Here is a 13,890-nt window from a genome sequence, read left to right on the forward strand (position 1 = left end):
CTTCACTCCACCTCCCTGAACATTAGATTCCACATACAGACTTGACGAGCAGCTCAGCAATATCGGCACTGCGCACATCGCTTCGCTCTTTCGCCTTGACACCATCCTCCATCATCGTGAGGCAATATGGACATGCAGACCCAATCACAGAAGGCTGAACCTGAAGCGCCTGCTCCACCCGCGCCACATTGACGCGCGTCCCAGACGTTTCCTCCATCCACATCTGACCACCGCCTGCCCCGCAGCACATCGCATTAGCCCCACTTCGTTCCAATTCAAGCACCGTTAGTTCCGGCACTGCACGCAGCAGTTCTCTAGGGACGTCAATAATCCCGTTGTAACGTGCCAAATAGCAGGAGTCATGCCAAGCGACGCTCTCGTGAACCGGATGAACGAAGCGAATACGCCCCGCCTGCCACAACTGATACAGCCATTCTGTGTGATGATATACCTGCACTTCTGAATCCAACCCAAAATCCGGATACTCTTTCTTCAATGTGTGATACGTATGCGGACAAGCGGTAACGATCCTTCGGACACCATATTTGTGGAACGTTGCAATATTCTCTGTGCACATCTGCTGAAACAAAAATTCATTGCCCATACGCCGCGCGGTATCTCCTGAGCTCCGCTCTTCATTGCCAAGAACAGCAAATGCCACATCAGCTGCATGGAAAAGACGAATTAGTGCCTTCGTTACGTGCTGTGTACGCATATCATAGGAACCCATAGCTCCCACGAACAGCAGCACCTCGAAATCTGGACGCTCCTTAACCGTCGGCACAGTTATCCCTGTTTCCTTCGTCCACTCTGCGGCCCATTTGAATCTGTCATTGCGGCTGATCCCCCATGGGTTGCCCTGACGCTCAATATTTTGCAGCGCTCGTTGTCCGTCCACAGGCATTTGCCCTTGTGTCAGCACCAGATAGCGCCTCATGTCTACAATTTTATCGACATGCTCATTTCCGACTGGACACTGATCCTCGCAGTTGCGGCATGTTGTACATGCCCATAGTTCTTCCTCGGTAATAACATTACCGATCAAATCGATTGACTGAGCAGACGGATGCTGCTCATCAGGTATGTTTCTCAGCCATCTCTCCTGCTGCTTAGCCATCGTCCCCTGCATCCCTTGCGGAAATCGCTGCAGCGCAGCTGGCTCATCAAATGCACCTTCGGCCTGCTGCACACCTTCCTCCGCCATGCGATGGAACGGCAGCGACCCAGGTGCTGCCAAGCTTGGTACCCACGGGTTGGTCGAAGTTATGGCTGCCCCTTTCTCGGTTAAGTGATCACGCAGCTTCGAGATGAGATGCATAGGAGAGAGAAGCTTGCCCGTATGCGATGCAGGACACACATTCGTACAGCGTCCGCACTCCACGCAGGCATACAGATCAAGCAGCTGCTTCCGCTCGAATTGCTCGATTGCTCCAACCCCGAATGATTCTGCCTCCTCGTCTTCTAAATTGATCATTTTCAGCTTCCCTGTCTCTTCCTCTGGACGCTTCAGCCAGAGATTAATCGGTGCAGTTATCAGGTGGAAATGCTTCGATTGCGGCACATATATGAGAAATGAAAACAAAATCAGCAAATGTAACCACCAAAATAATTCATATCCGACGGTGAGCCACAGTTCTGCATGTGCGCCAATTGACAAGGGCATTACGATAGCCGATGCAATTCCTGCCGAAATCGAACCATTAGGCCCTCCAACTCCATTCATGGCCTCTAGCGCATAATCGAATGTCATGGTGCCAATGACAGTCACCATCAATCCGCCGATGAAGAACAGTACAATTGAGGGCTTCCACCCCCCGCTTCAAGCGAGGCAGCCTCTCCACGTAGCGTCGATAGACTGCAAACAATACTGCTGTGAGCACCATGAGCACTGTCCATTCCTGAGCCACGATGAAGACATGATGAGCTGGCAGCGGCAGTGAGTGGCCGGTCAACCCCTTCCAAATCAAATCTAGTGCTCCGACCTGCAAATGGAGGAATCCGTAGAACATTACTGCATGCATAAACCCACTTCGCGGATCCTTCCACAGCTTGCCTTGACCGAACGTCTGTCCTATGGCACGCATGGTTCGCCTCGCCTGCTCGGTTGGCTTCGTGCCTGCCAGCCCCAAGCCTATGTAGCTGACTCGTCGTCGAATTGCAGCAGATGCCAAGCCGATGCCTATCGCAACAACGAAGAGAAAGACAAGCCATTTTACATAAATCAGCACCATACCTCCCCTCCCTTTTGGGTGATACATGCATGATCTCGTTTTGTTCAACATAGCTGTTCGTAATGAACTATGTTTGATGGATATGAGTTGGGACATGAAAAAATACGTTCTTGCCTTTTATGACCACTGGTTAATGAAATTCGAATAAAAGTAGTAGAGATAAGTCCGAAGATTTCTCCATACAATGATCGTAATGAAGCCGGAACTTGGGGTGATGACCTTGAATTTAGTTGTGCTTATGAAGCAAACGTTCGACACAGAAGAAAAAGTCATAATTACAGATGGTCTGCTCTCTGAAGACGGAGTAAAATGGATAATAAATCCCTATGATGAATATGCCATCGAAGAAGCCGTACGATGGAAAGAAAATCATGGCGGCGTAGTCACCGTAGTGACTGCCGGTCCTGATCGTTCCGAGGAAGCGCTTCGCATAGCGCTCGCAATGGGAGCAGACGAAGCCGTACATCTTGTTCTGTCGCCAAGTGAAACAGGGGAGATGGATGAATTCACAATCTCTCACTTGCTCGCAAAGACATTGCAGGAGAAACAGCCGGATCTAATCTTCTCTGGTCACTTCTCTGTTGATCAAGGCAGTGCCCAGGTTGCTGTCCGTGTCGCCAGCCTGCTCGACCTGCCACATGTCGCTGCGATCACTTCGATCGAGCGTATCGATGATTCGCAGGTAACGGTCAGTCGTGACGCAGAAGGTGATAACGAGAATCTCAAAGTGACCTTGCCTGCATTATTTACGGCACAGCAAGGATTGAACGAGCCCAGATATCCGACTCTACCAGGCATTATGAAGGCGAAGCGGAAGCCTATCGAAAAGCGGTCGGCTGCCGAACAGCTTCAGAATGAATCTTATGCTCCTGCCACAGAGCGAGTAGCCCTCGAGCTTCCTCCCCCAAGACAGGAGGGGCAGATATTGAAGGGCACTGTATCGGAGCAAGTAGAGCAATTGGTTCAATCGCTACGCGATACTTCCTCTCTCTTCTAACTCTTTCTAACTAGGTTGCAAATTGAACATGCACTTACTTGTAACGATTGAGCCTTAACATGAAGCCGCAAGCGTGCTATCGACTGGAAAGGAGTGCTGCTATGAGCCGCACATATGCTGTTATTGCTGAAATACGCGGAGATCGATTGCGCCAGGTTACATTCGAAGCGCTTGGTGCTGCCGCGCAAATGGCGAAGCCTGATGATCGAATTATTGTCCTTGTCATTGGGTTTCAACTTGCAGAGGACACAATCCAGTCCTTGATGATTCCAGGAATTGCGCAAGTTAGCTGCGCAGATGATGAGAGGTATAAATATTACGAGGCGGAGACGTATTTCGCGGCACTGCATGCCTTTACAGAGCAGCAATCGCCGGACGTCGTGCTGCTTGGGCATACAGCGATGGGACGTGATCTCGCGCCGATGCTAGCAGCTCAGCTCCATACAGGTCAAATATCCGATGTCGTATCGATTCGTGCGGATGACTCCGATACGACCTTCCTAAGGCCTGTCTATGCAGGCAAAGCATTAGAAACTAGACGCTTCGCCAATCAAGCACGACCTTGGATCATTACGGTTAGACCTAACAACTTCACTCCTGTTACTCAACAAGCGGGTTTACTTCCGACTCACGAGAGCATTCAGCAGCCGCAGGTTGATTCCTTGCTTGCCCCCGCCCCATCCCTACGGACGGTTGTCCACGAAGTCGTCACGAAGATGAGCGGCTCCGTTGATTTGTCAGAGGCCAAAATTATTATTTCTGGCGGTCGAGGTGTGAAAAGTGCCGAAGGATTCAAGCCCCTGGAACAGCTGGCACGTGTGCTGAATGGAGCAGTCGGCGCTTCGCGCGGAGCTTGTGATGCGGGCTATTGCGACTACTCGTTGCAGATCGGACAGACGGGTAAGGTTGTTACACCTGAGATTTATTTTGCCTGCGGGATTAGTGGAGCCATCCAGCATATCGCAGGAATGAGTCAAGCTCGAATCATTGTTGCCATTAATATCGATCCGGAAGCCCCTATCTTTAAAGTAGCAAATTACGGGATCGTCGGTGATTTATTCGAGGTGGTGCCGCTGCTTACCGAACAATTCCGCAAGCTGCTCTCCTGATTGTTTCGCAGGCTGTCAACGGCTCAATCTCGCTGACGACTATACTGCTCCTAATGCCGCATACGTCGTCTGTGTACCTTGGAGCAATGCTGCCTACTATGAAAGATGATCGATGATCCCCTCTCCGTTCATAAGAAAAAGAAGGCTTCCCACATCATCTGTAGGAAGCCTTCTTCTATTCATCCGTGCTTAATCGCATGATTCTGGCGCTTCAGGAGTTGCTGCTTCTACTTCAATCTTATTAGATACCGTATCACGAATAACCGACATAACCAGTTGCAGCATGTAATTCACATCGCTCTGGCTTTGCTGGAATTCCACAACGAGTGGAATATTGTCCAGTTCATCCTGGAGCTCACTAATCTCATTCTCGATTTTATCTACCATCTTCGCGTTTTGGAACGATTGGAACGCAACCAGTTCCTTCTGCTTCTTCTTAATCGTTGAGATCAGCTCTTGTACCCTAGTATGCGTTTGAATTTGCTTCTCAGCTTGCTGATATTGCCGAACCTCATCCGTTGTAATAATGAGTTCAGACAATTGCTTCGCCTTCGTCATAATATCTTCTCGTACTAGCAAATCCCGCGTATTGAACTTCGGTATACCGCATCCCGATCGATGGGCGTGCTCCTCATGCTCCGAGTGTTCTGCGTGTTCTGAATTCACCTTCGAAGATTGTGATTGTTGCGTCAATGAGAACCTCTCCCATCTATTCGGCCTGAATTGTATTGGTAAAATCTATCTCTTCTCGTTTATTGTATCCGAAAATAAAGAAAAGGTTAAGAAGTCATTTGCATCGGTTGTGTGACAAGCACACCCTTGATGTAATAGGACATCACATCTGTAATCTTAACATGAACGATTTGACCGATCAACGAGGCCGATCCTGCAAAATGGACAAGCTTATTCGTGCGCGTCCGAGCGGATAAAATGTCTGGGTTATTCTTGCTCTCCCCTTCCACTAGCACCTCCACCACTTGATCTTGCAGCCTTTCATTGCTTCGACGGCTCTGATCCTGCAGCAGGGCGTTCAGGCGCTGCAGGCGCTCCTTCTTCACTTCCATCGGAACATTGTCTTCCATCCCTGCCGCCGGTGTGCCTTCGCGCGGGGAATAGATGAATGTATAGGCAAAGTCGAACTCTACCTCCCGTACAAGTGACATCGTTTCTTCGAACTGTTCGTCCGTCTCGCCAGGGAACCCTACAATAATATCCGTTGTAAAGACAACATCCGGTATCGCCTGTTTGATTTTAAATGCCAGCTCCAGGAAGCGCTCCCGATCATACTTGCGGCTCATCTTCTTCAATATTTCCGTGCTTCCCGATTGTACAGGAAGATGTATATGCTCAACCAGGTTGCCGCGCTTCGCAAGTACTTCAATTAATCGATCGTCAAAGTCTCTTGGATGTGAAGTAGTGAAGCGGATACGCGGTACATCAATAGTTCGAATTTCGTCCATCAGATCGCCGAACGAGTAGTCGATGTCCGTAAAGTCTTTGCCGTAAGCGTTAACGTTTTGACCAAGCAGTGTAATTTCCTTGAATCCTTGACGAGCCAAGTCTCTTACTTCGGCAATTACGTCTTCCGGACGGCGGCTGCGTTCTTTGCCACGGGTATAAGGAACGATGCAATATGTACAGAACTTATCACAGCCATACATAATGTTGACCCAAGCTCGCATTCCTTCCCGCTTCTTCGGCAGATTCTCGATGATGTCGCCTTCCTTAGACCACACTTCCACGACCATTTCCTTATTAAACAAGGCATCGCGCACCAAGATCGGCAAGCGGTGGATATTATGCGTACCGAATACGATATCAACAAATTGATGCTTCTGCATAATGCGATTCACGACATTTTCTTCTTGGGACATACAACCGCACACGCCAAGAATAAGCCCCGGTCTTTGCAGCTTCAATGTCTTCAAATGTCCAAGCTCACCAAATACTTTATCTTCTGCATTTTCACGAATCGCGCATGTATTTAATAAGATAATATCTGCTTGTTTTCGGTCTTCCGTTTTTTCATAGCCCATCTGTTCAAGCAAGCCGCTCATCGTCTCGGAATCATGCTCGTTCATTTGGCAGCCAAATGTATAAATAATATATTTCTTCCCAACGCCTAGTCCCTGCAGCTCCTCAGGCACGGCCTGATCATAGTGTACCTGTACATCCTGCTTACCCCGCTGCTTCTCCTGACGTTGGTTAGGCTCCGAAATAATGTTGATTTCACGACCATTTATACGAATCCGTTTACCTTGTTCATCCTCGGAAATGACTTTGGCATTCGAGAAATCAAAATATTTGGAGTAATCTTTCGACTCTTTGTTCATTGGTCGGCACTCCTTCTTCTCATTCGATTCTGTAGTCTGTAGGTTATCTATGTACATGAACATCACTTCAAATTATACCATCATCCAAAGTGGAGAGCCAAGAATGAACTTCCAGATTTAGTTATTAGGGAGTAGGCAATATCGCCTTATGTTGTCCAAAACACTGAAATGGTGCGGTTTTCTGAGCTTTCGCTACAGACAAGGTTCGACAACTTTATCCGGTGTTTACATCGATTTTGTGAGTAAAGTGTAGGTCAGTAACTATTGGCGGTTCTGCGAGTAGTAATATCTATGTGGATCCTAGAAAAGCGGAATTTCCCACATCATCATTGTTCGGTAAAAAGGATGTGGAGATATACGTATCATCTAAAGGTGGGACAAATTTGCGTATCGAGGTTAAAGCTAGACAGTACATTAATAAAGTAATATTACAAAGAGCCTAGGTATGCTTTCCTCGGCTCTTGTTTCATGCGCTAGTTTTAATTAAAACCTATTTTTTTAAGACATTTAAAGCCGCTCTTAATTTTCTGGCAAACGTAACAGGGTTTTCGATCGTTTCAATATGCAGGTACATTAAGCGTGGCTTATCAAATAACCAATGATTGTGTATAGCCGTGATTTTGAATCCCTGTTTGCGAGCCGCATTGATAAAGCGCTGGACTTCCGATTGGAGCAGTGTAATTTCCGCGGTATTTAGCGTTGTTCCATTTCTCGGCGATTGAATCGTGATTTCATGCTCTGTCTCATAGTTTCTCCCAAGGATTCTTGCATTTAATTTTCTCTCGACCATAATGCTACAGCTTTTCCCATCGGACATTCCCTTTCCACCTAGGATCTTTGCAAGGCGCTTACAAAGTGACTCGGAAATTTTCATGTCGTGGTCTCTCCTTTTCCGTAGATGATACAAAATATGAAGGTTGGGAAAGTGACGGAACTAGCCACTGTCCTGTAATCATAAAAATGTGCATTGCTACGTCTTAAGGTTCATTTGTTCTCTCATTATGGATTGCGACAGAATTTCCATAAATAAAAAAGGATCCCGCCAGCACTATGCCAGCAGAGCCCCTTTTCACTAGTTCCTACGGATTTGATTCTAATAACACTATATTATGTTAAAATGCCAACTCTCCAGATTTAGTATGAACCCTGCACGAACGAAGAAGAGTCTCACTCCATGCAAAAAAGGCGCAGCCCTATAAGGACTGCACCTTTCATTTCGAAAGTATGAATCAATAATTAATCAATGATCTCAGCAGTATCGCCGTTTTTCACGCCAGAAGCATTCGCTTCGTCTGTGTCGATATGCATGTCCAATGCAAAATTCTCAGATACGCGTGCAACCACGTGTTCAAATACAACACCGCGCTCTCCACCTACACGTACGCGAAGCTTTTGCTTGTCTTGAATCCCCCATTTTTCTGCATCAGAAGTATGGAAGTGAATGTGACGAGCAGCTACGATAACGCCGTCTTGCAATTCAACTTCCCCTGCAGGTCCTTTTACAAGAACGCCTGGTGTACCTTCGATATCTCCAGATTCGCGAACAGGTGCTTTTACACCGATTGCGAAGGAGTCAGTGCGGGAAATTTCCAATTGGGATGCAGGACGTGCTGGTCCCAAAATACGAACTTTATTGAAGGATCCTTTGGAGCCTACAACTTCAACTGTTTCGTTCGCAGCAAATTGTCCTGGTTGGGACAATGGCTTGAACTCCGTCAATTGATAACCTTTACCGAACAAAATCTCGATATGTTCTTGAGTCAAATGAATATGGCGAGCGGATACGCCGACAGGTACGTTTTTCATTTCTCTTCCACCTCACGTATGTGTTCTCTCTAGCTAGTACCAAATCATATTATACTACGAAATGCAACAAGGCATGCGCCTAAAGACGCATGCCTTTTCAACAATTATTTGAATTCTGCCACCAATTTGTCAAATTCTTCAGAAGAAAGGCGAATATTTTGCTTCGCTAACGGTTCATCACGGAATCCAGATACAAGATTCTCGTAGCTCTTCTTCGATTTATCTTGATAGATAAGACCTGTTATCATTCCATCTGTTTCCATTAACTTCGTCATTGCTGCGATCCGATTGGACGGATCATAGCCTTCTACGGATTCCAGATTGATTATGTTTTCCTTGAACCAGTCATACGTATTGATCTTGTTGAATGTTACGCAAGGGCTGAATACGTTGATTAAAGAGAAGCCTTCGTGCTTAATGCCTTCCTCAATCAGTGAAGTCAACTGCTTCAAATCACTAGAGAACGACTGTGCTACAAAGGTAGCTCCCGCAGACAGTGCAATCTCAAGCGGACTTAATGTGTTCTCGATTGCGCCATCTGGTGTACTCTTCGTCTTGAACCCAACCGCACTACGTGGCGAAGTCTGACCTTTCGTCAATCCATAGATTTGGTTATCCATGACGATATACGTAACGTTGATGTTCCGGCGAATCGCATGTACGGTATGTCCCATCCCGATTGCGAAGCCGTCTCCATCTCCACCGGATGCAATAACAGTCAGGTCACGGTTAGCTAGCTTCAACCCTTGTGCAATTGGCAGCGCACGGCCGTGAATGCTGTGGAAGCCATATGCATTGATATAACCGGAAATCCGACCAGAACATCCAATCCCGGATACAACAGCCAAATTCTCAGGTTCCAGTCCGACGTTGGCTGCCGCGCGTTGAATGGCTGCCTGAATTGAGAAGTCGCCGCAGCCAGGGCACCAGTTCGGCTTCACATTGTTGCGAAACTCTTTGAACGTTGCCATACTAGACCAACTCCTTGCTTTGTTTGTACAATTCCAAAGGCAGGAACGGAGTTCCATCATATTTATTAATTCGGCGAAGCTTCTCTCCGAATCCAACGTTCAATTTTACTTGATCAGCCAGTTGGCCGGTAGCATTGTTCTCAACAACGACGATTTGCTTCGCCTTCTGCGCATGCGGTGTGAACAGCTCTGTTGGGAATGGATAAATTTGACGAACCGTAATATGGTTGGTCTTTACCCCATCCGCTTCCAAGTGTCTGCGTGCTTCATCAATCGTACCGCCAGTGGAGCCCATGCCTACGATAAGTAGATCTGGTTCTTCATGCGGCACATCTGCGTGAATCGCATTCGTCACCTGCAGTCCATTCAGTTTGTTCAACCGTTTGTCCATCATCTTCTTGCGGTTCACTGCACTCTCAGACGGTCTGCCGATCTCGTCGTGCTCAACGCCAGTTACGTGGTGAAGTCCGCCTTTCTCCCCCGGAACAACACGTGGAGAAATTCCGTCTTCCGTAAGTTCATAGCGCTTAAACTGTTGATTCGTCTCTAGTGGAGGAACATCGCTCATCAGCTTACCGCGATCGATTGTAATTTGCTCATAATCAAGCATCTCACAAGTTTGCTTACCGAGAGACAACTGCAAATCCGTCAAGACGATAACTGGACATTGGTACTGCTCAGCCAGGTTGAATGCCTCTACTGTATCGAAGAAGCACTCTTCTATTGAACTTGGCGCAATTACAATCTTCGGAATCTCACCATGCGTTCCGTAGATCATCGCGTTCATATCACTTTGTTCCTGCTTCGTCGGAAGTCCAGTACTTGGACCGCCACGCTGTGTATTCACGATAACAATCGGAGTCTCCGTCATGCCAGCAAGACCGATTGCTTCCGTCTTCAGGGAAAGACCAGGACCTGCGGATGCAGTCAGTGCACGTACGCCGCCATAGTTGGCGCCAATCGCCATCGTAACTGCCGCAATCTCATCCTCTGTCTGAATAACCGTGCCGCCGAACTTCGGCAGACGCTTAATCAAATATTCCATAATCTCGGATGCAGGCGTAATCGGATATGCTGCCATCAGACGGCATCCTGCCGCTACCGCACCCAAGCCAATTGCATCGTTACCAATCATGAACAGCTTCTGCTTGCCGTCAGCCGGCTCCAGCTTGAAATCGTCAAGCGGACCGCCTGCTTGCTCCAGTACGAACTCCGCACCTCTACGTGCAGCTTCAACGTTCTTCTCCACAACTGCTGGACCCTTGCGGCTGAATTCCTCTTCAAGAGCTTTGTTGAAGACCTCCAGCGGCAATCCAAGCAATGCCCAAGATGCGCCCGAAGCAACCATGTTCTTCATGAGGGAAGCACCGAGTTCCTCAGCAATCGATGTGAAAGGAACCGCGAAGAGACGTGCATCCACACCTTCTGGAACGGATGGATTGAACTTGGCATCTGCGACGATAACGCCGCCTGGACGAAGTTCACCAACGTTCAAATCAATGGATTCCTGATCGAATGCAACCAAAATGTCCAAGTCGTCCGAAATTGCGCGAATTGGCTTCGTGCTGATTCGAATCTTGTTGTTCGTATGACCACCCTTAATACGAGAAGAAAAATGACGGTACCCATATAAATAGTATCCAAGACGATTCAATGCCGTCGAGAAAATACGGTCCGTACTTTCTACGCCTTCCCCTTGCTGACCCCCGATTTTCCAAGACAATTGACTAATCAAGCTCGCCCACTCCTTTTGAAAGGTGACTCGCATATGCACCACGACGGATGCCACCAAAATTCGCTAAATTGTAACAAGTAAAATATTGTAATGGTTGAGTCACTCTCATTCTATGTGCAGAGGTTGGAAAAAGCAAGCGTTTTCGCCGATGTCCACGATAGCAAGATTCGATGGATATGATACCTTCATGAGATGAATGGACAATTATCCTTCTCGGGCAGGAAGGTTCGTCTTCAGAAATTGCAGAGCATTGCTATGAGCAATTCGATTGACAAATTCCGACGAATATCTACGCTCTATTGCTTCCAGCAAATTTCCGTACTGTCCAGCATGCTCCAGACCTTGAACTTTGTCATCAATGCCATCGAAGTCCGAGCCGAACATAATATGCTGTTCACCGCCGAGCTCGCAGATCCGATCAATATGGCTAAGCAGATGCTCAATAGTCACTTGCTGGCTATCTGCAATAAAGGCAGGTACAAAGGTGATTCCGATTCTACCATTCCGATCGATTATGGCTTTGATCTGTTCATCACTTAGATTTCTTGGGTGCTTACGCACATGTGCCGAATTGGAATGGGAAGCGAACACTGGACGCTCAGTAAGCTCTAGCAGTTCCCAGAATGCTCTTTCATTCAAATGGGATACATCAACGAGTATCCCCAGCTTGTCGCATTCGCGAATAAGCTGCCGCCCTTTGTTCGTAAACCCAGCCTGCCTTGGCTCCATTGTTCCGTCCACAGCCCAGTTCGAATGATTCCATGTCAAACCAAGAAAGCGAACCCCAAGCTCATATGCAGTCCGCACATACACCATGTCGCCTTCCAGCCCATCAGCGCCTTCTATAGACAGCAGAGCACCCGTTAACTGTGGCGAACGCTCCCAATGCTCTACATCTTCACGCCATCGAATAAGGGACACATCAGGCAGCGAGCATATCCGTTCACGCAGCAGGTCAATACAGCGCAAGATTTGAGAAAATTGCGGCTGACCGCTAATTAATGCTTCTTCCAGGAATACCGCAAATACTTGCATCCCTACCTGACCGGTCTGCATGCGCGGCAGCGTAATATCTAATGCATCCTTGCTCATAAAATCCAACTTGCCTTCATACAGCATCTTGTACAGAACATCACAATGAAAATCAATGATCCGTTGGCTCATAATTCTACGTCCCCTTCTCAGCTTCTTTATTCGTAATCCGGTGAAGGCAGCTGTTTATGTTCTAGTTCTAGTTCTAGTTACCAAGCTGCGCTTGTCCCATTGCATCTCATCTCTAACCCATCTGCTCCCGAGGTAGAACAAAGCAAAAAACCTGCTTACGTTGTAAACAGGCTGAATAAATTCATTACTTACGCACCACTGTCGACGTATATTATCTGGGTTCAACTATCAGTTTGATTGCAGTCCGATCTTCTCCATCGATGACAATATCCGTGAAAGCGGGAACACAAATCAGATCCACACCGCTCGGCGCAACGAATCCCCGTGCAATGGCAACGGCTTTAATCGCCTGATTCAAGGCACCTGCGCCAATTGCTTGCAGTTCGGCTGCTCCCCGTTCACGCAAAACCCCTGCTAACGCTCCAGCTACCGAATTAGGATTGGACTTTGCTGAAACTTTTAATACTTCCATGGAAAGTACCTCCTCGGGATTGTTAAGGTTAGACTCCATTATTAAAACATATTCGTGAAAGTCCTAAAAATTCCTTCACAATGCAGATTCCTTCACTTCCTCACGATGAACTTGAGGCATCCTCCTAACGAAACAGATTCTGTGCATAAAAAAAGCGAGGCCCAGTGCCAACGCACTGACCTCGCTACGCTTTCGTATTCCTATTCCATGATCCAGTCGTCTTCGCGGACGCGGATCTTCTCAAGCTTAACTGCCTTGCCGGTTGTCTCATCGATCTCGACGACAAGTCCATGGAACTGCCATTTCCCTTCGTCAACGACGAAGCGGACAGGCAGCTGTGTCTTGAACTTGCGCAGTACAGCTTCCCGTTCCATGCCTAGTACGCCTTCCTTGGATCCAACCATGCCGACATCTGTTAAGTATGCCGTTCCACCTGGCAGGATTGTATCATCATTCGTCTGAACATGCGTGTGCGTTCCTACAACGAGTGATGCACGGCCATCCAGATGCCATCCCATCGCGATTTTCTCCGATGTAGCCTCAGCGTGGAAGTCAACAAGAATGGCACGCGGCTTCTTGCCGAGTGACTCAAGGATCTCATCTGTCTTGCGGAAAGGGCAATCAATCGCCGGCAGGAATGTACGGCCTTGCACGTTGACAATCACCAGTTCCTTGCCGTTGGCCTTAATGACCGCATGGCCTTGACCTGGTGTTCCTGGCGGGAAGTTCGCAGGGCGAATCATGCGCTTCTCGTCGTCAATCCATTCGAATATATCCTTGTTGTCCCACGTATGGTTACCCATCGTAAAACCATGCACGCCTAAATCAGCGAATTCCTTGACAATGGCCGCCGTAACGCCTCTGCCTCCTGCTGCATTTTCAGCATTCGCAATGATAATATGTGGGTTATGCTTTTGCTTGAGCGACGGAAGAAGCTGCTTCAAAGCCTTACGTCCTGTATTTCCGACGATATCACCGATAAACATTACTTTCATCTAGCCTGAGTCCTCCTTGCAGCAACCTCTATTCGAGCCTGATCGGTACGATCGATCGCAGAGGCCGCTTTATATCT

Annotated in this window: 11 protein-coding genes and 1 pseudogene; 2 read left to right on the plus strand and 10 right to left on the minus strand. The window is 47.7% G+C overall.

The window, feature by feature from the left end; genetic code table 11:
- Nucleotides 1–22 precede the first annotated feature (22 nt).
- Nucleotides 23–2,231 (minus strand): annotated as a pseudogene (locus tag BLS15_RS08800) ((Fe-S)-binding protein).
- Between the two features lie 220 nt (nt 2,232–2,451).
- On the opposite strand from BLS15_RS08800, the gene BLS15_RS08805 reads away from it, so the two are divergent.
- Both BLS15_RS08805 and BLS15_RS08810 read left to right on the plus strand, forming a co-directional pair.
- Nucleotides 2,452–3,228 carry an electron transfer flavoprotein subunit beta/FixA family protein gene (locus BLS15_RS08805; RefSeq protein WP_028531173.1) on the plus strand — a complete coding sequence of 259 codons (777 nt, stop codon included), beginning with the start codon at nt 2,452–2,454 and terminating at the stop codon, nt 3,226–3,228.
- A gap of 101 nt (nt 3,229–3,329) precedes the next feature.
- On the plus strand, nt 3,330–4,337 hold the full coding sequence (locus BLS15_RS08810) for an electron transfer flavoprotein subunit alpha/FixB family protein (protein ID WP_090511235.1): 1,008 nt from the start codon (nt 3,330–3,332) through the stop codon (nt 4,335–4,337).
- Nucleotides 4,338–4,526: 189 nt separating this feature from the next.
- Here BLS15_RS08810 and BLS15_RS08815 read toward each other — a convergent pair whose 3' ends face one another.
- The 9 genes from BLS15_RS08815 to BLS15_RS08855 form a co-directional block, all read right to left on the minus strand.
- Nucleotides 4,527–5,030, minus strand: coding sequence for a YlbF/YmcA family competence regulator (locus BLS15_RS08815; protein WP_021256470.1), 504 nt, complete (start codon nt 5,028–5,030; stop codon nt 4,527–4,529).
- Nucleotides 5,031–5,116: 86 nt separating this feature from the next.
- Entirely contained in the window at nt 5,117–6,670 is a 1,554-nt protein-coding gene (gene miaB, locus BLS15_RS08820; protein ID WP_021256471.1) for a tRNA (N6-isopentenyl adenosine(37)-C2)-methylthiotransferase MiaB, read from the minus strand.
- A gap of 490 nt (nt 6,671–7,160) precedes the next feature.
- Nucleotides 7,161–7,544 (minus strand): DUF1259 domain-containing protein, encoded by a 384-nt coding sequence (locus BLS15_RS08825; protein ID WP_021256472.1) that lies wholly within the window; start codon nt 7,542–7,544, stop codon nt 7,161–7,163.
- A 362-nt stretch (nt 7,545–7,906) separates the two neighbouring features.
- Complete coding sequence (gene pduL, locus BLS15_RS08830; RefSeq protein WP_021256473.1) at nt 7,907–8,476, minus strand: phosphate propanoyltransferase; 570 nt, start codon at nt 8,474–8,476, stop codon at nt 7,907–7,909.
- A gap of 104 nt (nt 8,477–8,580) precedes the next feature.
- Nucleotides 8,581–9,447, minus strand: coding sequence for a 2-oxoacid:ferredoxin oxidoreductase subunit beta (locus BLS15_RS08835; protein WP_021256474.1), 867 nt, complete (start codon nt 9,445–9,447; stop codon nt 8,581–8,583).
- Nucleotide 9,448: 1 nt separating this feature from the next.
- Nucleotides 9,449–11,182: a 2-oxoacid:acceptor oxidoreductase subunit alpha gene (locus tag BLS15_RS08840; protein ID WP_021256475.1), complete on the minus strand. Its 1,734-nt coding sequence runs from the start codon at nt 11,180–11,182 to the stop codon at nt 9,449–9,451.
- Nucleotides 11,183–11,386: 204 nt separating this feature from the next.
- Nucleotides 11,387–12,346: a dipeptidase gene (locus tag BLS15_RS08845; RefSeq protein ID WP_021256476.1), complete on the minus strand. Its 960-nt coding sequence runs from the start codon at nt 12,344–12,346 to the stop codon at nt 11,387–11,389.
- 211 nt (nt 12,347–12,557) lie between these two features.
- The gene (locus tag BLS15_RS08850; protein ID WP_005550495.1) at nt 12,558–12,818 is read right to left on the minus strand and encodes a stage V sporulation protein S; all 261 of its coding nucleotides are present in this window, start codon (nt 12,816–12,818) and stop codon (nt 12,558–12,560) included.
- 200 nt (nt 12,819–13,018) lie between these two features.
- On the minus strand, nt 13,019–13,813 hold the full coding sequence (locus tag BLS15_RS08855; protein ID WP_021256477.1) for a TIGR00282 family metallophosphoesterase: 795 nt from the start codon (nt 13,811–13,813) through the stop codon (nt 13,019–13,021).
- Between the last annotated feature and the right edge of the window lie 77 nt (nt 13,814–13,890).

The organism is Paenibacillus sp. cl6col (assembly GCF_900102125.1).
GTDB lineage: Bacteria > Bacillota > Bacilli > Paenibacillales > Paenibacillaceae > Paenibacillus_B > Paenibacillus_B suaedae.

Coding starts and splice junctions, on each gene's coding strand:
- BLS15_RS08810 (WP_090511235.1), top strand. CDS start 3,330: ATGAGCCGCACATATGCTGTTATTGCTGAAATACGCGGAGATCGATTG.
- pduL (WP_021256473.1), bottom strand. CDS start 8,476: ATGAAAAACGTACCTGTCGGCGTATCCGCTCGCCATATTCATTTGACT.
- BLS15_RS08850 (WP_005550495.1), bottom strand. CDS start 12,818: ATGGAAGTATTAAAAGTTTCAGCAAAGTCCAATCCTAATTCGGTAGCT.
- BLS15_RS08855 (WP_021256477.1), bottom strand. CDS start 13,813: ATGAAAGTAATGTTTATCGGTGATATCGTCGGAAATACAGGACGTAAG.
- BLS15_RS08825 (WP_021256472.1), bottom strand. CDS start 7,544: ATGAAAATTTCCGAGTCACTTTGTAAGCGCCTTGCAAAGATCCTAGGT.
- BLS15_RS08845 (WP_021256476.1), bottom strand. CDS start 12,346: ATGAGCCAACGGATCATTGATTTTCATTGTGATGTTCTGTACAAGATG.
- BLS15_RS08835 (WP_021256474.1), bottom strand. CDS start 9,447: ATGGCAACGTTCAAAGAGTTTCGCAACAATGTGAAGCCGAACTGGTGC.
- miaB (WP_021256471.1), bottom strand. CDS start 6,670: ATGAACAAAGAGTCGAAAGATTACTCCAAATATTTTGATTTCTCGAAT.